At 65.3% G+C, this 25,442-nt stretch carries 23 protein-coding genes and 1 tRNA gene; 13 read left to right on the top strand and 11 right to left on the bottom strand.

The genetic code is table 11. The annotated features are described in order from the left end of the window. Window positions 1-137: 137 nt before the first annotated feature. From ettA to OHA42_RS12640, 4 genes are all read right to left on the bottom strand, one after another. A complete protein-coding gene (ettA, locus tag OHA42_RS12655; protein WP_406236980.1) occupies window positions 138-1,814 on the bottom strand; it encodes an energy-dependent translational throttle protein EttA in 1,677 nt (558 codons plus the stop codon). A 79-nt stretch (window positions 1,815-1,893) separates the two neighbouring features. Next, a complete protein-coding gene (locus tag OHA42_RS12650) occupies window positions 1,894-2,418 on the bottom strand; it encodes a single-stranded DNA-binding protein (protein ID WP_406236978.1) in 525 nt (174 codons plus the stop codon). A gap of 467 nt (window positions 2,419-2,885) precedes the next feature. After that, complete coding sequence (locus OHA42_RS12645; RefSeq protein ID WP_406236976.1) at window positions 2,886-3,854, bottom strand: threonine/serine dehydratase; 969 nt, start codon at window positions 3,852-3,854, stop codon at window positions 2,886-2,888. Then, window positions 3,851-5,893 (bottom strand): cytochrome c oxidase assembly protein, encoded by a 2,043-nt coding sequence (locus OHA42_RS12640; protein WP_406236975.1) that lies wholly within the window; start codon window positions 5,891-5,893, stop codon window positions 3,851-3,853. Before OHA42_RS12640 ends, OHA42_RS12645 begins: the two co-directional genes overlap by 4 nt. A gap of 81 nt (window positions 5,894-5,974) precedes the next feature. On the opposite strand from OHA42_RS12640, the gene OHA42_RS12635 reads away from it, so the two are divergent. The 4 genes from OHA42_RS12635 (at window position 5,975) to OHA42_RS12620 (ending at window position 8,802) form a co-directional block, all read left to right on the top strand. Then, complete coding sequence (locus OHA42_RS12635; RefSeq protein ID WP_406236973.1) at window positions 5,975-6,349, top strand: DUF4345 family protein; 375 nt, start codon at window positions 5,975-5,977, stop codon at window positions 6,347-6,349. A 103-nt stretch (window positions 6,350-6,452) separates the two neighbouring features. Beyond that, window positions 6,453-6,526: transfer RNA gene (locus OHA42_RS12630), tRNA-Arg, on the top strand. Window positions 6,527-7,192: 666 nt separating this feature from the next. After that, window positions 7,193-7,927, top strand: a complete 735-nt coding sequence (locus OHA42_RS12625; RefSeq protein ID WP_406236971.1) for a hypothetical protein — start codon at window positions 7,193-7,195, stop codon at window positions 7,925-7,927. Next, window positions 7,924-8,802, top strand: coding sequence for a TIGR03619 family F420-dependent LLM class oxidoreductase (locus OHA42_RS12620; protein WP_406236969.1), 879 nt, complete (start codon window positions 7,924-7,926; stop codon window positions 8,800-8,802). The genes OHA42_RS12625 and OHA42_RS12620 overlap by 4 nt, the downstream gene beginning before the upstream one ends. Before the next feature lie 31 nt (window positions 8,803-8,833). On the opposite strand, the gene OHA42_RS12615 is transcribed toward OHA42_RS12620, so the two are convergent. Then, complete coding sequence (locus OHA42_RS12615; RefSeq protein WP_406236967.1) at window positions 8,834-10,264, bottom strand: lipase maturation factor family protein; 1,431 nt, start codon at window positions 10,262-10,264, stop codon at window positions 8,834-8,836. Between the two features lie 805 nt (window positions 10,265-11,069). Here OHA42_RS12615 and OHA42_RS12610 point away from each other — a divergent pair. Beyond that, window positions 11,070-12,572, top strand: coding sequence for an alpha/beta fold hydrolase (locus tag OHA42_RS12610; RefSeq protein ID WP_406236965.1), 1,503 nt, complete (start codon window positions 11,070-11,072; stop codon window positions 12,570-12,572). Between the two features lie 6 nt (window positions 12,573-12,578). Here the strand turns inward: OHA42_RS12610 and ectB are convergent, their stop codons facing one another. Then, window positions 12,579-13,820 (bottom strand): diaminobutyrate--2-oxoglutarate transaminase, encoded by a 1,242-nt coding sequence (gene ectB / locus OHA42_RS12605; protein ID WP_406239304.1) that lies wholly within the window; start codon window positions 13,818-13,820, stop codon window positions 12,579-12,581. A gap of 367 nt (window positions 13,821-14,187) precedes the next feature. On the opposite strand from ectB, the gene OHA42_RS12600 reads away from it, so the two are divergent. Genes OHA42_RS12600 through OHA42_RS12590 form a run of 3 tightly spaced genes read left to right on the top strand, consistent with a single transcriptional unit; the run spans window position 14,188 to window position 16,740 of the window. Next, complete coding sequence (locus tag OHA42_RS12600; RefSeq protein ID WP_406236964.1) at window positions 14,188-14,919, top strand: ABC transporter permease; 732 nt, start codon at window positions 14,188-14,190, stop codon at window positions 14,917-14,919. Then, window positions 14,912-15,745 (top strand): ABC transporter permease, encoded by an 834-nt coding sequence (locus OHA42_RS12595; RefSeq protein WP_379063194.1) that lies wholly within the window; start codon window positions 14,912-14,914, stop codon window positions 15,743-15,745. The genes OHA42_RS12600 and OHA42_RS12595 overlap by 8 nt, the downstream gene beginning before the upstream one ends. Window positions 15,746-15,747: 2 nt before the next feature. Continuing rightward, a complete protein-coding gene (locus OHA42_RS12590; RefSeq protein WP_406236962.1) occupies window positions 15,748-16,740 on the top strand; it encodes an ATP-binding cassette domain-containing protein in 993 nt (330 codons plus the stop codon). Window positions 16,741-16,772: 32 nt separating this feature from the next. On the opposite strand, the gene OHA42_RS12585 is transcribed toward OHA42_RS12590, so the two are convergent. After that, window positions 16,773-17,456 (bottom strand): DUF4389 domain-containing protein, encoded by a 684-nt coding sequence (locus tag OHA42_RS12585; RefSeq protein WP_328410300.1) that lies wholly within the window; start codon window positions 17,454-17,456, stop codon window positions 16,773-16,775. A 238-nt stretch (window positions 17,457-17,694) separates the two neighbouring features. On the opposite strand from OHA42_RS12585, the gene OHA42_RS12580 reads away from it, so the two are divergent. The 4 genes from OHA42_RS12580 to OHA42_RS12565 all read left to right on the top strand — a co-directional run bounded on the left by OHA42_RS12580 (window position 17,695) and on the right by OHA42_RS12565 (window position 21,104). Further along, window positions 17,695-17,988, top strand: coding sequence for an excalibur calcium-binding domain-containing protein (locus tag OHA42_RS12580; RefSeq protein ID WP_328410298.1), 294 nt, complete (start codon window positions 17,695-17,697; stop codon window positions 17,986-17,988). 53 nt (window positions 17,989-18,041) lie between these two features. Next, on the top strand, window positions 18,042-18,458 hold the full coding sequence (locus OHA42_RS12575) for a hypothetical protein (RefSeq protein WP_406236960.1): 417 nt from the start codon (window positions 18,042-18,044) through the stop codon (window positions 18,456-18,458). A gap of 232 nt (window positions 18,459-18,690) precedes the next feature. Continuing rightward, complete coding sequence (locus OHA42_RS12570) at window positions 18,691-19,854, top strand: PLP-dependent cysteine synthase family protein (protein WP_406239302.1); 1,164 nt, start codon at window positions 18,691-18,693, stop codon at window positions 19,852-19,854. Next, window positions 19,851-21,104 (top strand): MFS transporter, encoded by a 1,254-nt coding sequence (locus OHA42_RS12565; RefSeq protein ID WP_406236958.1) that lies wholly within the window; start codon window positions 19,851-19,853, stop codon window positions 21,102-21,104. Before OHA42_RS12570 ends, OHA42_RS12565 begins: the two co-directional genes overlap by 4 nt. Window positions 21,105-21,437: 333 nt before the next feature. Here the strand turns inward: OHA42_RS12565 and OHA42_RS12560 are convergent, their stop codons facing one another. Further along, window positions 21,438-21,764: a hypothetical protein gene (locus OHA42_RS12560; RefSeq protein ID WP_328410292.1), complete on the bottom strand. Its 327-nt coding sequence runs from the start codon at window positions 21,762-21,764 to the stop codon at window positions 21,438-21,440. Window positions 21,765-22,152: 388 nt separating this feature from the next. On the opposite strand from OHA42_RS12560, the gene OHA42_RS12555 reads away from it, so the two are divergent. Next, entirely contained in the window at window positions 22,153-22,686 is a 534-nt protein-coding gene (locus OHA42_RS12555) for a DUF4254 domain-containing protein (RefSeq protein ID WP_406236956.1), read from the top strand. On the opposite strand, the gene OHA42_RS12550 is transcribed toward OHA42_RS12555, so the two are convergent. Genes OHA42_RS12550 through OHA42_RS12540 form a run of 3 tightly spaced genes read right to left on the bottom strand, consistent with a single transcriptional unit; the run spans window position 22,687 to window position 25,257 of the window. Then, window positions 22,687-23,016: a hypothetical protein gene (locus OHA42_RS12550; protein WP_406236954.1), complete on the bottom strand. Its 330-nt coding sequence runs from the start codon at window positions 23,014-23,016 to the stop codon at window positions 22,687-22,689. Further along, a complete protein-coding gene (locus tag OHA42_RS12545; protein ID WP_406236952.1) occupies window positions 23,017-24,165 on the bottom strand; it encodes a fatty acid desaturase family protein in 1,149 nt (382 codons plus the stop codon). It lies immediately after the preceding gene. 33 nt (window positions 24,166-24,198) lie between these two features. Beyond that, window positions 24,199-25,257: a ferredoxin reductase gene (locus tag OHA42_RS12540; RefSeq protein WP_406236950.1), complete on the bottom strand. Its 1,059-nt coding sequence runs from the start codon at window positions 25,255-25,257 to the stop codon at window positions 24,199-24,201. Between the last annotated feature and the right edge of the window lie 185 nt (window positions 25,258-25,442).

The following is a 25,442-nucleotide window of genomic DNA, read 5'->3' as shown; positions in this document are numbered from 1 at the left end:
GACCGTATTTCCTTCGGCAACTGGTCCGTTCCGGCGGAGTTGTCCGTATTTCCTTCGGCAGAGTCGGCAGTTACTCGCCAGTCTGCTCGACCGCCTCGACAGGCCGCACCCGCAAGTGCGGCCTGTCGAGGCTCCGCTCAGTCGCGAGTGAGCTTGCGGTGGGTGACCCGGTGCGGGCGGGCCGCTTCCAGGCCGAGGCGTTCGATCTTGTTGGCCTCGTACGCCTCGAAGTTGCCCTCGAACCAGAACCACTTGGCGTCGTTGTCGTTGTCGCCCTCCCACGCCAGGATGTGGGTGCAGGTGCGGTCGAGAAACCAGCGGTCGTGGGAGATGACCACGGCGCAGCCGGGGAACTGCTCGAGCGCATTCTCCAGCGAGCTCAGGGTTTCCACATCGAGGTCGTTGGTCGGCTCGTCGAGCAGGATCAGGTTGCCGCCCTGCTTGAGGGTGAGCGCCAGGTTCAACCTGTTGCGCTCACCGCCGGAGAGCACACCGGCAGGCTTCTGCTGATCCGGACCCTTGAAGCCGAACGCACTGACGTAGGCGCGCGACGGCATTTCCTGGTTGCCGACCTGGATGAAGTCGAGGCCCTCGGAAACGACCTGCCAAACGTTCTTCTTCGGGTCGATGCCCGCCCGGTTCTGGTCGACATAGCTCAGCTTGACCGTCTCACCGACCCGCACGATGCCGCTGTCCGGATCCTCCAGCCCGACGATGGTCTTGAACAGCGTGGTCTTACCGACACCGTTCGGGCCGATGACGCCGACAATGCCGTTGCGCGGCAACGTGAACGACAGATCCTTGATGAGCTGCCGATCGCCGAAGCCCTTGTCCAGGTTCGCGACCTCGACCACCACATTGCCCAGACGCGGACCGGCCGGGATCTGGATCTCCTCGAAGTCCAATTTCCTGTGCTTGTCGGCCTCCGCCGCCATCTCCTCGTACCGGCCGAGGCGGGCCTTGTTCTTGGCCTGGCGGGCCTTGGCGCCCGAGCGCACCCAGGCCAGCTCGTCCTTGAGCCGCTTCTGCAGCTTCTGGTCCTTCTTGCCCTGGACCTCCAGCCGCTGGGCCTTCTTCTCCAGGTAGGTGGAGTAGTTGCCCTCGTAGGGGTAGGCGCGACCACGGTCGAGCTCGAGAATCCACTCGGCGACGTTGTCGAGGAAGTACCGGTCGTGGGTGACGGCGAGCACGGCGCCCGCGTACGCGGCCAGGTGCTGCTCCAGCCAGAGCACGCTCTCGGCGTCGAGATGGTTGGTCGGCTCGTCGAGCAGCAGCAGATCCGGCTTGCTCAGCAGCAGCTTGCACAGCGCGACGCGGCGGCGCTCACCACCGGAGAGGTTGGTGACCGGCTCGTCCGGCGGCGGGCAGCGCAGCGCGTCCATCGCCTGTTCGAGCTGTGAGTCGACATCCCACGCATCGGCATGATCCAGGTACTCCTGAAGCTTGCCCATCTCGTCCATGAGCTCGTCGGAGTAATCGGTGGCCATGAGCTCGGCGATCTCGTTGAAGCGATCCAGCTTCACCTTGACCTCGCCGAGGCCCTCCTCGACATTGCCACGAACGGTCTTCTCTTCGTTCAGCGACGGCTCCTGCATAAGGATGCCGACCGTGGCGCCTGGCGCGAGGAAGGCGTCGCCGTTGTTCGGCTGGTCCAAGCCGGCCATGATCTTCAGCACGCTGGATTTACCGGCGCCGTTGGGGCCGACGACGCCGATCTTGGCGCCTGGAAGGAAGTTCAAGGTGACATCGTCGAGCACGACCTTGTCGCCGTGCGCCTTACGAACTTTCTTCATTTGGTAAATGAACTCAGCCATATACACAAGCCTATCGGTGTGAGGTTTGGTGGAACGAAGCAGAGCTACCACTGCCGCCGAGCGCAAACCAGCCGTGCGGTCAGGCGTCTGCCGACGCGGATTCGGTGATCCGGGCCGGTACAGCAGGCATGGGCGACGCGCCCTCCCCCAGCGCCTCGCCGTCGACCCGTGCACGGTCTTCTGCGCTCGATCGGTCACAGGTATTGCGCCCTAGATTACCCGGGCCGAATGAACGGCCTGCTTCGGTCCGGCGGATCGGCTGCGCGGTGCAGCGCGACAGGTCGGGGCCCAATGCACTGGCTCGCATTTCGAGGTCGCGCCGTTCGACGCCATCCTTGGTCCGGTATTCGTGCGACCGCAGCTGGCCGTAGACGATGATCGGGTCACCCCGGCGGATCGACGCATCGACCCCGGCCACCAGCCTGCGCCAGCAACTGATGGTCAAATACAGCGTTCCACTGTCGACCCACTCCCCGGTCGCGGGGTCGAGCCTGCGGGAATTGCTGGCCATCCGAAAAGTGACCACCTGCTCCCCGTTCGTCAGATCCCGCTTGACCGGCTGGGTGACCACATTGCCGATCACCGTTGCCATTGCCTCGTACATGATCCCGCCCCTTCATTCATGTTTCGCCCCTCGGCCATCCGCCTCGGTCGCTGCCTCCCCCGCCAGGAGGGCACCTCCAGCCTGACCGATCCCGAGCCCGAACGGACCCCTGAATTCCGAACCTGTGGACAACTTTCCCGGATGTGGACAACGGCCATTTCCAGCGTTGTCGGCAGAAACCGGCCCTCGGATCAGGCGGCGACCGACACCAGCTGTCTCCGCGCTGAGATCCCCTGTGGTGTAACCGAGTCCGTAGCGGAACGGATATGCGAGCACCGCACGACTGCCGACCGGCACGACATCGAGCGGTTCGCTGTGCCGCCATCGGCCGATCTACGCTCCCGCAACGATCCAGCGATCCGACTTCGCCCAGCGACGAAACCGCGACATCGGCATGGGCGCACTCGCGATCCGCCCGGATCCGTTCGGAGCAACCGGTTTCCGCACGATAGCGGGGCAGCCGAGCGCTACAGGACCGCCAGATCGGTGTTTGCCCCACACAGCACCACTATCGGTCGCTCACCTTCCGCAGGAACATAAGCCCCACTCTGCACCGCCGCCAAGGCAGTCGCCCCAGCGAGTTCGACAACGACCCGGAACTCCCGCCACAGATACTCCCGGGCGGTCGTGATGGCATCATCGGTGACCAGTACCGAACGCACCTCGTGACGGCGGGCGACATCGAGGGCGATATCGCCGATCCTGGTGGCGCCGAGGGAATCCGCCGCGACACTCGACACATCGATGTCCACCGGCCGGTTCGCGACGAGCGCGGCGTGCAATGTGGGGATGCCCTCCGGCTCGATGCCGATCACCTGCTGGCGGCGACCGACTGCAGCGGCGATCCCGGCGACGAGTCCGCCGCCACCGACCGCGACGAGCACCGGCGGCCTGCCGCGTACCTGCTCCTCGAGCTCCAGGCCGACGACACCGGCGCCCGCTACGACGGCGGGCAGGTCGTAGGCGTGCAACTGCAAGGCCGCGCGCTCGGCGGCCAGATCGGTCGCATAGAGGTACGCCTCGGCGTATGTGGTTCCGTGCCACAGCACTTCGGCGCCGTATGCCCACATCGCGGCCACCTTGGTGTGCGGCGCCGATTCCGGCACGACCACGGTGCACGTCTTATTGAGGCGTGCCGAGGCCAGCGCTGCGGCGATGCCCGCGTTGCCACCGGAGGCGATGACCACCTGTTCGACGTCCGCGCCCGACTCGAGCAGCGCATTGAGACTGCCCCGCACCTTGAAGGTACCGCCGTGCTGGAGGTATTCGAGTTTCAATGTCACCGGTACCGGTCCGTGCGGACCCGAGACGGTGGTGTGGAAGACCGGCGTCTTGCGGGTCTGCCCGGCCAACCGCTTACGCGCGGCACGGACATCCGATCGGAATACCCGCCGAGACGTTCGGTGCTGCGGCTCAACTAAAGCCCGCTCGATCACTTGCGCACCTCTCGGTCACGTTTTGCCAGCTCGGCGAACATCGCGTTGTGCGCGCTGAGGTCCGCGTCGTTATCACGGTCGGCGGCTCGGTCGGTCCGCTTCGCGAGTTTCGCATCGCTGCGCGACCACTGGATCAGCAGCGCGAGCATTACGACAACCAACGGCACTTCACCGCTGGCCCATGCCAGGCTACCGCCGGTGCGCTGATCTCCGAGCAAATCGTTGTTCCAGCCCAGGCCGAGACTACGGAAGAACCACCCGCCCATGACGGTGGTCATGCTCATCAGCGCGATTCCGAAGAAGGCGTGGAAGGGCAGCGAACCGAATACCATGCCCAGTTTGGTCAGCGGTTGCACCTGGCGCGGCTTGGGATCGATGCCGATCACCACCCAATAGAACAGATAGCCGCTGAGCAGGAAGTGCGCATTCATCAGCAGGTGCGCGGCGTGCGAGTCGACGAACGAGTCGTAGATGCCGCCCATGTACAGCGCGTAGAAACCGCCGACGAAGATCACCGACGCGACGATCGGGTGGGTCAGGAAGCGCGACACGGGGTTGTGCACCGCAGCCTGGATCCATTCCCGCGGCCCTGGAGTGCCACCGCGCCCGGCCGGCGGCAGCGCGCGCAACGCCAGCGTGACCGCGCCGCCGAGCGCGAACAGGATGGGCGCCAACATCGACAACGCCATGTGCTGGCCCATGTGCACGCTGAACACGGCAGGCGAATAACGCCCGACGCCCGAGGACGTGGCGAACAACAGCACCGCGCACCCGGACATCCAGGCAAGGGTTCGACCGACCGGCCAGGCATCGCCTCGGGCACGCAGCCGTCGCACCCCGAGCAGGTACAGCACCGCGAGCACGATGGCCAGCGTGCCGAACATCAGGTCGAAGCGCCAGTCGAACAGCAATCGCATGGCCGTCGGCGGCCCGGCGAGGTTGTAGCCGAGCTCCACTTCGGCGGGTGTCGGCACCGATGTCGGCGGGGGCGGGGGCGTGCGGCCGAGGCCGACGGCCAGTCCCACGGTCGCGGCGAACACCAATGCCTCTACCCCACCGAACCGGATCAGTGCCGCGCGGTCACGTGGGTTCGCGGCCAGCGCAGGCAACGAAGCACGGCGCTGCAGATAGCCGAACACACCCAGCGCGACCAGCGCGGCGACCTTGGCAAGCACCAGCCGGCCGTAGGTGGTGGTGAACAGTTCATCCCAGCTCGGCACCCGGACCCACGAGTTGATCACACCGCTGAACCCGATCACGACGAATGCGATCGTGGCGGTCATCGAGAATCGCCGGGCGGCGACATCGGTGTGCGCGCCGTTGCGCATGGCGTGCGCGACCAATGCGAACAGTCCGCCGACCCACACCGCGGCGGAAACCAGGTGCAAGATCAGGCTGTTGGTGGCGAGATCGTGCGCACCGCCGGAGGATGAATGCCCGGTCAGCGCCAGCGGCATCATGGTCAGGATCGCGCCGCCGAACAGCACGGGAGTCCAGCCCCAGCGCAGCGCAAGGCGACAGCCGACCGCGACGACCAGCGCGAACACCATTGTGGTCCGCCAGGCCTCGGCCAGGTCGATCTGTCCGATCGCCCGCCACAGCTGTTCGGGCCGCCAGACATCGGCGACCGGTTGACCGGTCGTGTCCGAGACGGTCAATGGGATCAGCAGCGCCGCGCAGCAGGCCCAGACGACGGCGAAATTCGATGCACGTCGCACCGCGCGATAACCGCCGACATCCAGCAACCCGTTGGCCTGCGGCGGTACCAGAAATGCAGCGAACAGCAGCGAGCCGACGGTCAACGCCGCGGACAGGTCGGCGAGCGCGCGGATCGCGGGCAGACCGTAGGTGGTCAGCGGACCGGGATCGGGAATGCCGAGCAGGCTCAGCGCCTGCGCCGCGGACAGTCCGACCACCAGTGCGGCGACCACCGCCGCCGTCGCACCGGCCAGTGCGGTCAACATCGCGAAGGCCGACCAGGAACCCGACTTACCCGTCTCGACGTCGAGTTCTAATGGCGGGTCCTGCGCTGACGACATACAACTGAGCGTAGTTCGGTCGGGAATGCGTAGTCCGGTGGGGTTTGGGCCGATACTGTGGGGCGCGGACCCGGAGGTGCGATGTCGATCGTGTTGATTGCCGTGGTGGCGTTGTTCTTCGCCGGCATGGGAATTTATGGGCTGTTGCGGCCCAGCCAGCTGGTCGATCCGCTCGGCCTGCTCGCCGATCGCCCCGATGCTCGTGCCGAAGTGCGTGCCGTTTACGGCGGCTTCGGCATCGCGATCGCCGCGGTCCTCGGGTTCGCCGCCGCCGATGTCGGTGACCTGAGATATGGAGCATGCCTCGCCGTGGCAGCTGCGCTCGGCGGTATGGCGTTGGGCCGGGTGTGGTCGGCCTTCGTGGAACGCCCCTCCGCCTTCTATCCGGTCTGGTTCTTCCTGATCCTGGAGCTGATCATGGCCGGAATGCTGGTACTCGCCGTACGTGTCGACTGAGGTGACTGGAATGTTGCTAACGCTAAGAACCTAGCAATCTGGACAGTCGCTATACTTGCTGCGCTGGACAGCGCGGCCAATGTCGGCCATGGTGGATGCCACTGCCTCCGTAGCTCAGTTGGATAGAGCAAGGGCCTTCTAATCCCTAGGTCGCAGGTTCGATTCCTGCCGGGGGCGCAAAACCCGCTGTGACCTGCATAAACAGCAGGCCACAGCGGGAATACCCGAAGCGCACAATGCTTAAACACCTAGGGATTCAGCCGCGTAGGCCCCTGCTACCGGGTGGAACACACCCTCACTCGCCGTGCCGGCCGCCCCGTCACCCCGGCGTAGCCAGCTGCGGTTACCGCAGCCTCCAGCAGTTCTGCAAGTACCTCGTCCGCGAGGACCTCCTACCGGATGATCCGTTCCTCGAGGTGCGCCGGCCGACCGTCCCGAACAAGCCGATACAGGTGCCTCGCACCGAAGTGCTCCGAAAATTGCTGATCGAGTGCGAGGGAACAGATTTCGCGGCTCGACGGAACACCACGATGATTCGGCGCGGGCGAAAAACATTGACGACGACGCGGTCTCGCGAAGAGCACCGACTGTTCGGTGGGCCGCGAGGCCGCGCCCCCATCGCCGGACGACGGGCGATCGGTCGCCTATTTCGGAGTCGTGGCCTGTGCCAGGAAGGGTGTGATCGCCGGGAGCAGTAGGTCGGCGCGGAACATCATGTCGTAATGGGTTGTGCCCGGCGCGACTACCATGCGAGCGCCGAGAGCGGGACGGCTGCACCGAACCGGTCCCGGTGACCGGGCAATTCCCTCCCGCAGCCGGGCCCGCCACCGTACTTTCGGCGAGGTGGAGAAACTGGTCTTCGTCCTGCGGCATACCGATAGCGATGCCACCGAGTCGTGGTGTACCGCACTGCGCACCACCGTGGCCGACCGTCTCGTCGAACTCGGGGCGGCGGGTGTCACCGTCTACGTCCGCGATGCCGCGGTGCACGGCGCGCTGATGCGCTACGCAACGATGGATCCGCCGATCGCCGCGGTCGTCACGGTCTGGGTCGAGCAGAGCTACGGCGCCGAGGCGGCGGCGGACATCCTCGGCGAGGTCTCTGCCGCGGTGCACGGCTATCTGGTGACCGAGTCGGTGCCGCTACGGCTGGACGATTCGATCCCGGCGCGGACCGAAGGCTTCGGCAACCTGGCATTCCTGCGCAGGCCCGCCGAGCTCACGCCGGAGGAATGGCTGAGCCGCTGGCAGGGGCAGCACACCGCGGTGGCGGTCGAGACGCAATCGACGTTCGGCTATACGCAGAACGTAGTGGTCCGGGCGATCACACCGGACGCGCCGGTCATCGATGCCATTGTCGAGGAACAGTTTCCGGCCGCGGCGCTCACCGATCCGATGGTCTGGTACGGCGCCCGGGACGCGGCCGAGTTCCAGGATCGGGTCGGGCGGATGATGGCATCGGTCGCGCGGATCGGGGCCGATCGCAACCTCGATACCGTGTCGGTGAGCAGATATCCGGTCCGCAACCCGTTCGTTGTGACGAATCCCGCTGCGGTACAGAAGAACACCGGCGCATGAGATTCACCTACTCGCAGGCGATGACCGATCCGGCGCATTATGTGCCGCTGGCGCGGGCTGCCGAGGCGGCCGGGTTCACCAGCATGTGTGTGGCCGACAGCATCGCCTATCCGGCCGAGTCCGACTCGACCTACCCGTACTCCCGCGACGGCAATCGCGAATTCCTAGAGGACAAACCGTTCGTCGAGGCCTTCGTGCTGTCGTCGGCTTTGGCAGCCGCGACCACAACGCTTCGGGTGCTGCCGTTCGTGCTCAAGCTGGCAATCCGGCCGCCGGTGCTGGTCGCCAAACAGGCCGGTTCGCTGGCCTGTTTGAGCGGCAATCGATTCGGGCTCGGCGTCGGAATCAGCCCGTGGCCAGAGGACTTCGCGATCATGGGCGTCCCGTTCGAACGCCGCGGCAAGCGGATGGACGAATGCGTGCAGATCATCCGTGGGCTGTGCGCGGGCGGCTACTTCGAGTTCCACGGCGAGTTCTACGACATCCAGCGGATCAAGCTCACGCCCGCGCCGACCGAGCCACTGCCGATCCTGGTCGGCGGGCACAGCGATGCGGCATTGCGCCGGGCCGTGCGGCTCGGCGACGGGTGGATGCACGCGGGCGGCGACGATGCCGAGCTGACCCGGCTGCTCGACCGGATCGATGAACTGCGTAGCGAGCGTGATGATCCGAGGTCTCCGTTCGAAATCCACGTCGTCGCATCCGATGCCTACTCCCTCGACGGGGTGAAGCGGCTGGAGGATCGGGGCGTTACCGATGTCATCGTCGGGTTCCGCCCCTCCTACCGGCACGGACTCGACGTCGAGCCGCTGGCCGCAAAAATCGACCGGCTGGAGCAGTACGCGGAGACCATTATCGCCAACTCACCACGATGATCCGCGCGCGGCGCTGCCGGCGGGCTCCGGGTCAGGTGGCCGTGGTCGTCATCGGTGGAAGGTACTCGCCGACCAGCTCGCGATGCCACCATTGTCGTTCGCGCCGCAACTCGTCGCGGGTTGTGTAGCGGTACACGTAAATCCGCGCCCGCACGAACCGCGGCGGAGCGTCGGGGAAGGGGCACCGGCGCAGCAGTCGCAGTGTGGCGGGGTCGTTTCGCAACAGTCGCTCGACGAAGGCGAACAGCCAGCCGCGCGCGTACATCGGCGAGATCGCGGCGAACCACATCAGCCAATCCAACCGCAAATGGTAGGGGGCCCATTGCCTCGGCAATCGGCGCGGATCACCCGGCTTGCCTTTGAACTCGTACTCCCGCCACCGCGTCCGCTCGGTGATCTCCGCGTCTTCGGTGCCCTCGAACACCACCTCCTCGCGGATGCGGCCGATACTTCCGAAGGCCCCGTAGGCGTTGACCAGGCGAAATGGATTGAAGGACGTGTTCATTCGCTGATGCCGCGAGATCAGATTGCGCGCGGGCCAGTAGCTCAGGAAGACCACCGCGACGGTGAACGCGATCACCAGACCCGCGAACCACGGTGGTGCGTCAGGCAATGACGGCGCGTCCGGCACGGGCAGCACGGCCGCGGCCGACGGTCCATCGATCGCGGTGGCGGCCAGCAGAATCGTCACCCAGTTCAGCCAGGCGAAGTTTCCGGACAGCACCAGCCACAGCTGGGTGACGATGAGGAACGCCGCCGCCACACTCGCGACCGGCTGCGGTGCGAACAGCCCGAAGGGCACGACGAGTTGAGCGAAGTGGTTGGCCGCTACCTCCACTCGATGCAGCGGCTTGGGCAGATGGTGGAAGAACCAGCTCAGTGGACCGGGCATCGGCTGGGTCTCGTGGTGGTAGTACAGGCAGGTCAGATCCCGCCAGCAGGAATCCCCGCGCAGCTTTATCAGTCCCGCGCCGAACTCCACCCGGAACAACAGCCATCGCGCCAGCCACAGCACAAGCACCGGCGGCGCCACCTGATCATTGCCGAGGAAGATCGCGAGGAACCCGGCCTCCAGCAGCAGCGACTCCCATCCGAACGCATACCACGCCTGCCCCACATTGACGATCGACAGATACAGCACCCACAGCACCGCCCACAGCAGCATCGCCGCCCACAGCGGCACGAGATCCGGCGCACCGGCCACGATCGCGGCCGACAGCACGACGCCGGACCAGGCGACGACGGCGAAGAACCGATCCGAGTAGTAGAACTGAAAGATGCTGGGGGCCAGGCGAAACGAGATCCGCCGCACGAACCGCGGCACCGGCAGCATCCCCCGCTCACCGATCAACGCTCGGAATTGCCGCGCGGCCACTAGGAAGGCGATCAGATAGATGACGCCCAGGCCGTGCTGGAAGACCAGCCTGCCCAACCAGTACTCGGATTCGGTGAAGGACATCATTGCCCGCTCCCCCACACCACCCGCGGTGCCACCGAGATCGAATCCGGCAAACCCGACGCGGCGGCACCGCACCGTAGATCACCGACTGGCGTCATACCTGGGCGGTACCCGGGAACCGGGCGGGCAAACTCAGCGCAGGGCGAGACCCACGTCGTGGATCGGCGAGCTCATCGGTACTCGGTACTGCCCACCCGACACCGATCCAGAACAGCCTCGGGAAATAGGTCGATGAGGTTTCTCCCGCCCCTTCTCAAACGGTCGAGGAACAGCCCACCACCGGCGGATTCGACGCGTACCGCCGACACGAATCGGCCCCTTCGAAGGCAGCCCATTCCACGCATGCAAACCGGACAGCCACGCAGTGCTACTCGACATCAGCTGAACCAGCCTCCCCGGTCGACCCCTGCCCATCGCCGGCTGACCGTCCGGCAGGCGGCGCGAGCCCTGCGAAACGAACGTCAGCAGCCCCGCATCGGCCACCATCGGCAATCCTGTACCGTCTGTGGCGGCCAGAACCGGCCTCGCGAAGACAGTCGTGAACGTCATCGGCGTCAGCCCTTCCCATTGCCAGGTGCCCCCCTTCCGGTCTGCGACCGGAGTCCGACCACGTGGAACCATTGCTGCCGCAATTGCGTTCCCGCACAATACTTTCCATGAGTGGGAACAGTCGAGATCGAGGAGCTGGAAGGATCCAGCCGACTCGATTGGCTGTGCACAGGGAGGCGTCGGATTGGCTTCACGCTCGGCACGCAACAGGTCTCACCGAATCCGGGCTGCCCTGACGGCGCTCGCCCTCGGAGCGAGCATGTTCGGTTTCCCCGCGGTGGCATCGGCGGATGACGAAGCGGACCCCTACCTCGATCGTCTCGCCGAAGCAGCGGCCACTCCGACATTGTCATGGTCGGACTGCCAGGACGGATTCCAGTGCGCCTCCGCACAGGTTCCACTGGACTACAACCTGCCGAACGGCGAACAGATCGAGCTGGCGACGATCAAATTGCCCGCCGCTGATCCGAGCCGACGGATCGGAACCCTGTTCGTCAACTTCGGCGGACCGGGCCCGTCCGGCGTCGACCGGCTGCGGGAGCGGGCGCGGTGGCCATGGCTGTTCTCCGATGAGCTGCGGGCTCGGTTCGACATCGTCTCCTGGGACTCGCGATCGGTGGCGCGCAGCGCGGCCGCGAGATGCTTTCGCGATGTCGACGAACAACAGGCGTTCCTCGGGTCCCTTCCGGACATGCCCACCGATGCGAGCGGCGAGGCAGCGTTTTTCGCCAGTTCCACCGAGCTCGCCGATCGCTGCAAGCAGCTGGCAGGCCCGATTCTCGATCACGCCTCGACCGCCAACACCGCACGCGATCTGGACCTGCTGCGCCGCGCGGTCGGCGATCCACAACTGACCTATCACGGCATTTCCTACGGCACCCAGCTCGGCGCGATCTACTCGAACATGTTCCCGAGCCGAGTGCGGGCGTTGGTGCTGGACGGATCGATGGACTTCGAGGGAAACACCAACGGCCATGGCGGCGAGGGCCCGACGGTTCCGCTCGATACCAGGCAGGATGTCGCGGGCGGCATTGCCGCGACCTTCGACGCATTCCTGCGAGATTGTTCGGCCGCCGGGCCGCGCTGTGCCTTCTCCTCCGGCGACCCGAAGCTCAAGTGGGCCGTGCTCGCGGAGCGAGCGCGGCTGGCCCCTATCAAGGTCGACGGTCAGACATGGAACTACGCGGCGGTCATCAACGCCGCCGCCGAGCTATCCAAGCCGTCGGACTACCCCGACCTCGCCGTACTGCTGCAGAAGTTGTTCGATACGGGCACCGCTATCCCGGGCCTGCGGCCGGTTGCACAACAAGCCACCTACCTGGGCAATCGCACCGAAGCCTTCTACACGATCCAGTGCAGCGACTCCGTCGTCCCGACCGATCCCGCCGTCTACAGTCGCGCCGCGGTCTCGGAGGACCAGCGAGTGAAATACTTCGGGCGCATCGGTGTCTTCGACGCGCTCCCCTGCGCGTTCTGGCAGGGCCACGACGCCGACCGGTACACCGGCCCGTGGAACCGCCGCACCGCCGCACCAATTCTCGTGCTCAACAGCAGATCGGACCCCGCGACACCGTTGCGCGGCGCCTACGCGGGCGCCGCGGAACTGGCCACGGCACAGGTGGTTGTGATCGAGGGCGCGGGCCATAGCAGCATGTACGTGCAGAGCACCTGCGCCGAACAGGTCAAACGCGACTACCTGTTCTCGGGCCTGCTGCCGCCGGAGCGCACCGGTTGCGCCATCGATAAGTCCCCGTTCGACTGACGCCGGTCAGCCGCAGATCACCTCGACCGCCCCGACTAGCAGCGCCAATCCGCGTTCGAGTTCGTCGTCGGTGATGGTCAACGGCGGCAGGAGTTTCACAACCTCGTCGGCCGAGCCGGAGGTTTCGACAAGCAGGCCGCGCTCGAAAGCCAGTTGGCATACCTTGCCCGCCTGCGACGCATCTTCGAACACCACGCCGTGCACCAGGCCGCGGCCGCGGGTCGAGAGGCCAGGCAAGGGAGCGACGAGCGCGGCCAGCGCCTGAGCTGTTCGCTCCCCTTTGGCCAGCACAGCTTTCTGCAGAGCACCGTCGGACCAGTAGTGCTCCAGTGCCACCCTGGCCGTGACGAAGGCCGGGTTGTTGCCGCGGAAGGTGCCGTTGTGCTCGCCGGGCGCCCATTGATCGAGTTCCGGTTTGAACAGCACCAGCGCCATCGGCAAACCGTAGCCACCGATCGATTTCGAGAGGGTGACGATGTCGGGGGTAATGCCCGCGACCTCGAAGGAGAAGAACGGGCCGGTGCGGCCGCAGCCCATCTGTACGTCGTCGACGATCAACATGACGCCGCGCGCCACACACAGTTCGGCGAGCTGCCGAAGCCATTCCGCGCGTGCCACATTGACCCCGCCCTCGCCCTGCACCGTCTCCACGATCACCGCGGCGGGTTTGTCCACGCCCGAGGAAGGATCATCGAGGGCGCGGCGCATCCAGCCCAGTTCGTCGGCCGCATCGAGGTAGCCGTCGTAGGGCATCGGTGTCACGTGCACCAACGGCACCCCTGCGCCCGCACGTTTGGCGGCATTGCCGGTGACCGACAACGCGCCGAGCGACATTCCGTGAAAAGCATTGGTGAAGTTGAGAATCGTTTGCCGACCGGTGACCTTGCGGGCCAGCTTCAGTGCCGCCTCCACCGCGTTGGCACCGGTGGGTCCGGGGAACTGCACCTTGTAGTCGAGGCCACGCGGGGCGAAGACGGTGTCGCGCAGGGTTTCCAGCAGACGGCGCTTGGCGACCGTAGACATGTCCAGCCCGTGGGTTATCCCGTCGCCCGCCAGGTAATCGATCAAGGCACGCTTGAGGACCGGATTATTGTGGCCGTAGTTCAGTGCGCCCGCACCCGCGAAGAAGTCCAGGTAGTCCTTGCCGTTCTCGTCGCGCAGCCAGGCCCCGCTCGCGGTGTCGAACACCGTGGGCCAGGACCGGCAGTACCCGCGGACATTCGACTCGAGTTCCTCGAAAACGGTCATCTCGGTGTTGTTTCGATCAACCGGCAAGCAGTCGCCGGCCGTACCGTTCGGACCGACCTGCGCAGCGGTGACAGTCATCGACGATCCTTCCTGTCGTGCACGAGCAGCTGGCGTCGGGTGGCGGCGACGGCAGATCTGAAGTGACTGTGTTTCTAACACTGGCGCACCGAGTTCGCAGCACTTTTCCAAAAATCGCGCGGAGACCTTCCGCGCGTCCGCTCGCCCCCTCTAGAGTTGACTGTTTGTGCACGCCAGAGCGGAGGGGGAGGGTTGGCTCGCCGTAGCAGTGCACCTTCGGCGGGCGATTATGGTGTATGTACGCCTCGCTAGAGCAGGTTTCCGGCGGCAGTCACAGTACAAACTCGCGATGTTCGCCGGGCTCTTCACGAACTGCGTGTTCGGATTCGTCAGGGCCGCGGTGATGATGGCCGCGGTCCGCGCCTCGGACGGCTTCGGGGGTTACGACGAGGGCACGATCGGCGCCTATGTCTGGCTGTCCCAGGGGCTGCTGGGCGCAACCCAATTCATGGGTCCGCCATTGGAACTCGTCGACCGGGTCAAGAATGGCGATATTGCGATCGACTTCTTGCGACCGGTCGATGTCCAATTCAGTTATCTGGCTGCCGATCTCGGCCGGGCGGCGGCCACCATCCTGCCGCGCGGCGTGCCCAGCGTGCTCGTCGGCGTGCTCACCTTCGGACTGACCATGCCGAACACGCCCGCTCCCTACCTGCTCGGGTTGCTCAGCGTGCTGCTTGCCGTGGCGTTGTCTTTCCTGTGCCTGTTCGCCGTCGGGCTGATCGGATTCTGGGTAGTGGAAACACGCGGCCTGCGAGTGCTGTACCAGATTTGCGGCACGTTTCTGGCCGGGTTGTTCGTGCCGGTGCACATGTTCCCGGGCTGGCTGCGCACGATGGCGCAGGCCACCCCGTTTCCGTCGATCCTGCAGTCCCCGATCGACATCCTGTCGGGCCGGGTCACCGGCATCGAGGCGGTGACGGTCGTTGCCACACAGGTGTTCTGGGTGCTCCTGATCGGCGCGATGGGCCGGGTATTGCTCGCGGCAGGGCGCCGCAGGCTGGAGGTGCAAGGTGGCTGAGCCGCCGTTCGTGCCCGCACCCGCCGGCACCTGGTGCACACCGTATGCGGCCGTGCTCGCGTCCCGGATCCGCGCTCAGCAAACATACCGATTGTCCTTTGCCAGTGAGGTATTCAGCGCCTTCCTGATCGGGCTGGTGGAGTTTGCCGAGGTGTGGGTCATCTTCCACAATGTCCGGGTACTCGGCGGCCTCGACCTGGACGGCGCGCTGCTCTTGTTCGGGCTGAGCAATACGAGTTTCGCGCTGGCTCAGGTCTTGTTCGGCCACCTGGATTCGCTTCCGGTCCTCATCCGGATGGGCACGATCGACGCCTACTACCTACGTCCGCAACCGTTGCTGCTGCAGCTCATCACCAGTGATATCTCGCTGCGCCGCCTCGCCCGCGCCTCGGTCGCGATCGTCGTGCTCGGCCTCGGCCTGATTCGTAACGATATCTGCTGGGGCCCCGACACATTGGCGCTCCTGGCGACTACGCTGACCAGTGGTATCGCCGTATTCGGCGGCCTGTTCGTATGCGCCGCTGGCGCGCAGTTCTTCCTGATCGACGGATCCGAACTGACGAACAGTTTCACCTATGGCGGGTCGTTCGCCGCCATGCAACCCGCGTCGGTGTTTCCGACCCCGCTGAAACTGTTGTTCGGATTCGCCATCCCGGTTTCGTTCACGGCTTATCTACCCACCATCGCACTGCTCGACCTGCCTGGACCGCCGCTGCTGCCGGCCTGGCTGGCTTGGCTGTCCCCTCTAGCGGCGATATGGGTATGGCTGCTCGCGCTCGGCTTGTGGCGAATCGGTACTCGGCACTATCAGGGAGGCGGCGGATAAGCATGGCGGACAGTGAATTACCGGAAGCAATCATCGATATCAGGGGCCTGACACGCGAATTCATCCTGTATCGCAAAAGTGGGCACCGCTGGCGAAGACGCCGCGAAATACTCACTGCCGTCGACAGGATGACCTTCCGTATCGACCGCGGCGCCGCGGTCGGCTATATCGGGGCGAACGGGGCGGGCAAATCGACCACCATCAAGATGCTGACCGGCATCCTGGTCCCCACCGCGGGCACCGTACGCACCTGCGGCCTGGAACCCGTCCGGCAGCGGCGCGATCTGGCCGCCCGTATCGGGGTGGTGTTCGGGCAGCGTTCGCAGCTCTGGTGGGATCTGCCACTGCGCGAATCGTTTTCGATCCTGGCCGCCATTCACCGGCTGGAACCCGACGTCGCGCACAAACGCACGCACGAACTGGTCGAACAGCTCGAGATGGCCGAAACGCTCGACACTCCGGTGCGGCAGCTATCGCTCGGGCAGCGGATGCGGGCCGAGATCGCCGCGGCGCTGCTGCACTCACCCGAGCTGGTGATTCTCGACGAGCCGACCATCGGACTCGATGTGCTCTCCAAGCAACGGCTACGTGAGTTCCTCCGCGCCGAGCGGGCCGACCGCGGCACTACGCTGCTGCTCACCACCCACGACATGGGCGATATCGAGCGACTATGCGATCGGGTTCTCGTCGTCGATCGCGGCAGCCTGGTCTACGACGGATCGGTGAACGGACTCGCGGTCCGAGTCGGCGCCCGACGCGTGCTCGCCGTCGACCTGGCCGAGCCGACCGGTGATCTCGACAATCTGCCCGGCGCCGAGCTCCTGACCAGCGAAGGCGACGGGATTCGCCAGCGGCTGGCCTTCGATGCCGAAAGAACCACGGCTGCACAACTTCTCGCGGAGGTGTCGGATCGTGCCGTGGTACGTGACCTCTCCATCGAAGAGCCGGACATCGAGGACGTGGTCCGGCGGATCTACGAATCCGCCACCTGGTAGTCGCTCGATGCCCGGCTCTATTGCCGTGCTGTTCAGTTGTTTTCGGGTTCCCGCGCACCTTGGTCGAGCCGGAAAGGCGGATATTCGTCACGTAGCAGCGAGGTGTACACCTGCACCCGCAGCACCCACCTGTTGACTCCCATCGCGAAATCGAACAGACCCTTCGGATAGACTGCGGTGAACAGCAGCGCCACCACCGCGATCAGCGTGATAATCGGCAGCAGGGGGACCCAGGAGACGCCGTAGTCGTCACCGAAGGCCAGGTATCCGCCACCGACGAATGCCGAAACCACCAGGAAGTGCGGAATGGCAAGCAACCACCATTTCACCAGAACGAGACCGCGATGCAGTCGCTCCGGATAATCCACCTCGATATCGGCCGCATAGTCCGCGCTCGGCTGGAGGCTGAACGGCGGATATTTGTCGGTGCCGAGCGGTGACCAAGCGTAGAACCCCACCCGCCAGCTCCAGCGGAGCACGCCGACACCGAAGTCGAACAGCCCACGGGGATACTTGCCGGTGAACAGGATCGCGAAGAAGGCGATCACGGTGACAACGGCCCATGCGATGTGCAGGAAAAACAGCACGATGTAATGCGGGATGGCCAGGATCCATTTGACCAACCACATCCAGCGCGACAGCGCTGGGTCGAGATCTCCTCTGATACGTACCGGTTCGACGGACTTACCCAGATCGACAGGATTTTCGGGTTCCATGATCGACGCTCCTTCGGGTGCTTCGACACACGCAACGGATCGGGTTGCGGAATGTCCTGATTGTCCCGTACCGGAAGGACTCCGAAGCTACGTTCGGATACCGACACGCCAACGAATCCCCGCCCGGGTGCACGCACCCCACAGTCCCCGCCCGTGGCAACGCCGTGTTGCACCATGACGCCACGGCGCGAAACACTGGGCGGCGTTTGTCCAATCGTATTACCACGGGGGTAATCCAATGCGTAAGTCTCGTCCTTTCGTGCTCGTAATCGGCGCGTTGCTCGTCGCCGTGCTGGTGTTGTCGATGAGCGGCTGTGGCAAGAGCAAGAAGCGCCGCAGCTCGACCTCGTCCCGACCGGCCGCGACGTCGACCGTCACCAGCACCCCACAGCGTCCGTTCAAGGACTGCACCGAAGCGTGGGCCATCGGGAAGCCACCGCTGCGGCGGACCGACAAGGGCTACTCGATCACGCTGGACAAGCTCGACGGCGCGGAGGACGGAATCGCCTGCGCGGTGCGCCCGACCCGCTGAGACCGACACATCAGCCCGTGACATCCGCGGCGCGGCTTGTACTATCGGGAAACGTGACGTTCAGCGCGGTGCGTTTCCCGGGGACCCGGGTGGTGATCGCTTTCGCGTTCACCCTCTGGGCGCTGACGCTGGCGCTGCCGGAATGTCACCTCTTCCCGCAGACGAGCACCGATCACGCGCATATCGAATCGGTCGATCCGTCGGTGGCCTCGCCTGCGCCGGTCCAGTTCCGGATCGATCGTCATCAGCACGCGGCCGCGCCGAACCAGCATCTGTCCAACGACGTCATAGCCGTCACGCTGCCCCGCGGCGCGGCGTCGATGCTCGGCCTGCTGATCCTCGCCGCCACACTGATATTCGCGCTGCCGTTGCCCGCCGCTCTCGGCGGCGGGCTCCGCGCACCGCCATCCCTGCTGCCTGCCTGTCGAGGCAGAGACATTCTCCTTCGAATCGGCATCGCCAGAATCTGATCGGCCAGCGTCAGGCTGGAGCTTGCCGGGGCCCGGCCGGTGTTCGTGCGTTTCCCGCACTCACACCCGCTCGCTGTCCACCAGCGACCGAACAGAATCGACGATTCCCATGCAGCACCTGGCTGTGCGCACGCACGACCTGCTAGAGCCCGCTCTCCCGACCGACCCGGCCGCGCTGCCGAGTCCGGCAAGCCTGTTGACGACGGCGAATCGCTGCCAACGCCCCGCCACGATGGTCGGGAATACCCCCGTCCTCTGGATCACTGAACCACTCTCTCCCGCAACGGATTCGGCACACGCACCGGACGGCCGCGGGTTCTGGGCCAAGTTGGAGGGCGCCAACCCCGGCGGTATGAAGGATCGCACCGCTCTACACATGGTGGCGCGCGCGACCGCCCGCGGCGAGCTGACGCCGGGCGCACCCATCATCGAATCCACCAGCGGCACACTCGGTTTGGGCTTGGCGCTGGCAGGCATGGAGTACCGGCATCCGGTCCGCCTCGTCACCGATCCCGGCCTCGAACCGCTGATGCGGCACATGCTGGCCGCCTACGGCGCCGAAGTGGAGATGGTCACCGAACCGCATCCGACCGGAGGCTGGCAACAGGCACGGCGTGACCGGGTGGCCGCACTGCTCGCCGAGGACCCGCGGGCCTGGAGTCCCGACCAGTACCGCAACCCCGACAACCGGGATGCCTACGCGCCACTTGCCATGGAATTGGTCGCACAGCTGGGCCGGGTCGATGCGCTGGTGTGCTCGGTGGGCACCGGCGGCCATTCCGCGGGCATCGCCCGGGTACTGCGCCGATACTTCCCGCACCTGCGGCTGATCGGCGTCGACACCGTTGCGTCCACCATATTCGGGCAGCCCGCGGGCCAGCGGCTGATGCGCGGGCTCGGCTCCAGTATTCATCCCGACAATGTCGACTATCCGGCGTTCGACGAAATCCATTGGGTCGCACCGGCCGAGGCCGTGTGGGCGTGCCGCACGCTGGCCGCGACGCATCACGCGAGCGGCGGCTGGAGCGTGGGCGCTGTCGCGCTCGTCGCAGGCTGGCTGGCCCGCACCAGCGACCGGGACGTGCGCATCGCCGCGGTCTTCCCGGATGGTCCGTTGCGCTACTTCGACACCGTGTACAACGACGAGTACTGCCGCGCGAACGGGCTGCTCGGCATCGCCGCGCCGAGCGAACCGGCGACCATCGCCCATCCGGCGGCAGCCGTTGTCGACTCGTGGACCCGGTGCACCACTGTCATCGATCCCCGCAATCGCGAAGAACGTGGCAATCCGACGGCACCCCAGCCGAGCAGGCGCGCCGATCCGGCCGCACGGTCGCACAGCGCAGCGGCAGCACCATCGCCGGTCGGCGAGGCAGCACCGGAGGTGACCCGGTGACCAACGTTTACGCCACCTACAGATCCTTCAACCGGCCGAGCCGGATGCTGATGATCAACCAGTTTGCCATCAACACTGGCTTCTACATGCTGATGCCATATCTCGCCGGATATATGGCCGGTCCGCTCGGCCTGGCCGCCTGGGCAATCGGACTGGTGCTCGGCATCAGGAACTTCTCCCAGCAGGGCATGTTCCTGGTGGGCGGCACCTTGGCCGACCGGCTCGGCTACAAGCCGCTCATCGTGGCCGGGTGTCTGCTGCGCACCGGTGGTTTCGCGGTGCTCGCCGTCGCCGATTCCCTGCCCGCGCTGCTGATCGCCTCGGCGGCAACCGGTTTCGCGGGCGCACTGTTCAACCCCGCAGTACGGGCCTACCTCGCGGTGGATTCGGCCGAGCGCAGGGTCGAGGCGTTCGCGGTATTCAACATTTTCTACCAGGCAGGCATTCTGTTCGGCCCGATCGTCGGCCTGGCGTTGATGGCCTTCGATTTCCGGGCGACCGCGACAGGCGCGGCCGTGGTTTTCGGGTTGCTCACCCTTGCCCAGCTGCGCGCGTTGCCGCAGCATCGGGCCGAACCCCAAACCGCGTCGGTGCTCGACGACTGGCGGGTGGTGCTGGCCAATCGTCCGTTCCTGCTCTTCGCGCTGGCGATGATCGGCTGCTATGTGCTGTCGTTCCAGGTCTATCTCGCGCTGCCGATGCAGGCCGCCCACATCGTCGGTGCGGATTCGGCGTCCATGGTGATGACGGCGGCGTTTGTGGTGTCCGGAGTGATCGCTATCGCCGGTCAGCTGCGTATTACCCGCTGGTTCACCCGGCGGTGGGGTCGTCCACACAGCCTGGTCTTCGGCATGGCGACGCTGGCGGCCGCGTTCGTCCCGCTGTTGCTGGTGCCGGGCGACGGACTCGGAACCTGGACTGCCGTCGGCGCGCTGCTGGTCACCGCTGCGGTGCTGGGTGTGGGTGCGGCAGCGGTGTTCCCGTTCGAGATGGACACGGTGGTCGCGCTGTGCGGTGATCGTCTGGTCGCCACCCACTACGGCGGCTACAACACCATCGTCGGTATCGGCATTCTGCTCGGCAATCTCGGCACCGGGACGATCCTGGACGCGGCGCGCGGCGCAGGCATGAGTTCGCTTGCGTGGGCCGGGCTGATCGCGATCGGCGCGGTCGCGGCGAGCGGGCTGTACGCGCTCGCCCAGTCCGGACGGCTGGACGCGCCACTACCCATCGGTCGAGCATCTATGTAGCAAACGAAATCCCGCCCCGGACACACAACATGCCCGGGGCGGGATGGCAACGTTCGCGGAAGACTTTATCCGCCGAAGGAACCCGTAAACAAAGTGTTGAAAATGCCCTCAAAAGCGGCACTACCCGTGTTGAACAGGCCGGACAGGGCGGCACTACCAGTGTCGATGATGACCGGAATCATGAAACAACCTCCTTGTTGGGTTCACATCGCCGGGCGCCCTTCTGGGGTTCCCGGCGACAGCACCGTGCCGAGCTGCTCTGATAGATCACTGATCATTTGCTGAGAGCGACCTTTGAAGGGAAGATGTTTCAGACATCCAGGTCGGCGCGGGTCAGCTCGGCGCTTGACCGGTTGCCGAATACAGGCTCACTTCACCGTCCTCGCTGAGGAAGGCGTTCACCAGCATGGTGCGGTTGGCCGCCATCTCGTCCGGTTCGGGAGCGCTGGTGGTGATCGAAATCTGTGGGATGACAGCCCAGTTCACGACATATCGTTCGGGCGGGCCGTCGTCGTCGGACAGTCGCGCGAGTCGAAACACCGACACAGTCTTGCGGACGATGAGGTTGCGCACGACCTCCGCAATTCGCTCGGGGTCTTCCAGGGCGAACATGAAGCCGAATGTCAACTCGGGCGAGGACACGTAGGCAGGCACGAACATCGAGGCTAGCCGATGGAAGGGCGCTGCGCAGCTCCCGCGCCGGAACAGGTTGCTGCCCATGCGCTCACGGATTTCGCCACGACATCGATGCCACCTTTATGTGACCGATCCGTAACGGACCATAACAATTTCCAGGCAGGTTCTCTCTTTTTACACCATACGGTTGCGCAGATCCGACTATCGAGCTTTCCTGAAAGAGTCCCGATTTCTCGGGCCGTCTTCCTCATCGCAACGTCGCGGATTTCCCGGTTTCTTTGCCGTGCTGGTGGACTGTGGGGGTGGCGCTCCGAGCGCGGGTCTGCGCCGGAGCCGAGGGGTGCCCCTCCCCGAAATCCCCCTCGGCCCTGGCGTATCCAGATATCGCAATCGTTACCGCAGGGGTATGCACATGCCTACCGAATACGTAGCAAGCCGTATCGGAACCGGAGAGCTGCCACCACCGTCAGCGCTGCTGCGCGCATTCCGCGAGCCCGACAACTCGAATCGCCGACAACACCGGGTCCTGGCTGCGGCGCGCGAACTGGTCGAATGCCATGAACGCAGGCATCGCGCCCAGCAGGCGGCACACGCCCCCGGTGCATCCAGCGGACGGGTCGCGGCGTGCACGCAGCTGGTCGAGGACATCGACGGGCACCGCGCGGAGCTGGTCGGCCGCATCGACCATTGGGTGGCCACCAATATCCAGCACCGCACCGGCGCTTCATTACACACCGAGACCCTCGGCGCTGTCATCGATCGAATGGCCGCGAAATGGATTGCGGCGCAACAGGCTTTAGGAATCACGGCACCCGTCGACCCACATCCACTGCAAGTGGACGGGGAAGCCCACCTGCAGTGGTGCCGGTTGGCCGAGCTTGCCGACGGCTACAAGGATCTGATCACCGAAGTAAACGAACACCGGCGCCGACTGCCGGTGTGGTGATCACCGGAGGTCTTCGGCCCCCGGCTCGACCACCTCGGCCTCGACGAACGCGGCGCCCGCGGAGGGCTCCACTTCCGCGTCGTAGGAAACGCCGGGGCCTTCATCGAGCAGATCTTCGGCGAACTCGTCCTTGTGCGGCGACTCGGCATCGCGCCGCGCCGCCGCCGCGGCTTCGTTCATCTCGATGGCATCGGTGATCCACTCACCGATCTCCCGAGTGACTTCCTGCACGGTGCCGGTGATGATCGACGCAATATTACCGACATGCCGTGCACCGGAAGTCGTTAATTCCTGGATCAAATCCTTGTTGCTTTCGAATTTCCCGATCATTCACACGCCCACTTCAGTTGGCTGCCGTTGACGCATCACAATAACACCGGGCGCGCTCTCCTTCCGGATCAAGAACGGCGGCAGTGCGAGCTTGAAAAGTTTTCCCCACACCGATCCGATCTGCTTGCTGAATGAGCCGGTGTTGTACGGAAGGCCGTACTTCTCACACAGCACCCGCACCTCTGGAGCCAGCGCCGGATACCGGTTCGCGGGCAGGTCCGGGAAGAGATGGTGTTCGATCTGATGCGACAGATTGCCGGACATGATGTGGAACAGCCGACCGCCGGTGATGTTGGCCGAGCCGAGCATCTGCCGGACGTACCACTCACCGCGCGTCTCGAACTCCGTCTCCTCCTCGGTGAACGTTTGTACGCCGGTCGGGAAGTGGCCACAGAAGATGATGGAAAAGGACCAGACGTTGCGAACCAGATTCGCGGTGACGTTCCCGGCGAGCGTGCTGAGGAACAGCGGACCCGACAGTGCCGGGAAGACCACGTAGTCCTTGAGCACCTGCCTGCTCGCTTTGCGCCACTGGCCGCTCAACAGCTTTTTGACATCGGCCCACTTCCGCTTGCCGCGCACGATGTTCTCGATCTCGAGGTCGTGGCCCATCACGCCCCACTCGAAAAGGACCATCAGGCCGAAGGCATACAGCGGATTGCCCAGTCGCAAGGGATTCCACTGCTGTCCCTCGTCCACGCGCAGGATGCCGTAGCCGATGTCGCGGTCCTTGTTGTGAATGTTGGTGTAGGTGTGGTGCATGTAGTTGTGCGAGTGCCGCCACTGATCGCCGGGGCAGACGTTGTCCCACTCGAACTCGCGGGAGTTCAGATCCGGCTCACGCATCCAGTCGTACTGGCCGTGCATGACGTTGTGGCCGATCTCCATATTGTCCAGGATCTTCGACACGCTCAGCGCGGCGACCGCGGCCAGCCAGAACGGCGGCAGGAAGCCGAGATACATCAGGCCACGGCCCGCGACCTCGAAACCACGCTGCGCCTTGATGATCGAGTAGATGTACTCGCGGTCGCGATCGCCGAGGTCGGCAACGACCTTGGCGCGCAGCTCGTCGAGCTGCCTGCCGAGCTCCTCGACCTGGTCCGGAGTCAGTACCAGCGGGCCGTCTTTCGTTTCGGTCAAAATAGTCATTGCTCAACTCCCCTTGTAGTGAAAATCAATTGCTCAGATGTCGATCTCGACGTCGCCGACGGGCGCGCTGATGCACAGCTGGATGGGCTGGTCGGGGTCGCTGTTGGTGTCGCCGGTGCGCATGTTGCGCGTGCACCCGGTGCGCCGAACCGCGGTGCAGGAGAAGCAGATACCCATCCGGCAGCCGTATTCCGGTGTCAGACCGGCCGCTTCGGCCTGCTCGAGTAGCACCGCGCCGTTGTTCTGCGCGCTGACCCCGCTCGCTGCGAAGCTCACCGTGCCGAAAGCCTCGCCCACCGCCACGGGGGCGGCCGACAGGGTGAACTCCTCGGCGTGCAGCCGGTCGGCCAGCTGCTCCGCCTCGAAGATCTTGTGCACCGCGTCCATCAGTCCGGGCGGGCCGCACACAAAGGTCTGCGCGTCGGCGAACCACGGCGCGACCCGCTCCAGCTCGTCGTAATCGAAGTAGCCCGAACCGTAACTGGTATAACGCGATTCGATGCGGAAGTTCTGGTGCGCCCGCTCGATCTCCGCCAGTTCCGGGCGATGCGGCTGTACCTCGGGCGATTTCGCGTAGTGCAGGAATGCCACCTCACCGGGATAACCCTCGTCGGCGAGGGTCCGCAGCATCGAGAGCACCGGTGTGATACCGCTGCCGCCGCTGATCAGCAATATCCGCTCCGGGCGTGGCTCGGGCAGCTGGAATACGCCCGCGGCGGGAGTCAGGTCGACCACCATTCCCGGCAGCGCCCGGTTGTAGAGGTACTGCGAAACCAGGCCGTCCGGGTGCGCCTTGACAGTGAGCTGGATGTGCCGGTCACGGCGCGAGGCCACATTCACCGGCGAGTAGCAGCGGGTGTGCCTGACGCCGTCGATCACCACGCCGATCTGCACGTACTGCCCGGGTGCGTGACCGGTCCACTGTCTGGTCGGGCGCAGGGTCAGCGTCACCGACCCCAGCACCGAGCGGCGCACGTGGATGATCTCGGCCCGCATCACCCGCGTTGTCAGCGTCGGGCGAATGAGTTCCAAGTACCGATCGAGGGGGTGCGGCGTGGTCAGGGTCTGCACCAGGTTGATGAGATCCACCATTCGGTTCTCCGTGCCTTGCTTGTCGGGAGCCAGGGCCCTGCTTGTCAGGGCTCGGGACGTGCGGCCAAATTTCAGTGCACGTCTGTACACTCAACTAGTGTGACTGATGACCGGGGTCCAATGTCAACCGGCAAAACGTGTGACCCGAACTACATCTCTCGATAGGGCGAATGGTGAACGGATGT

The sequence above is a fragment of the Nocardia sp. NBC_01009 genome, assembly GCF_045208035.1.
Lineage (GTDB): Bacteria > Actinomycetota > Actinomycetes > Mycobacteriales > Mycobacteriaceae > Nocardia.
The sequence above is the reverse complement of the archived record's forward strand: the minus strand, read 5'-3'. Positions and strand labels throughout refer to the sequence as shown.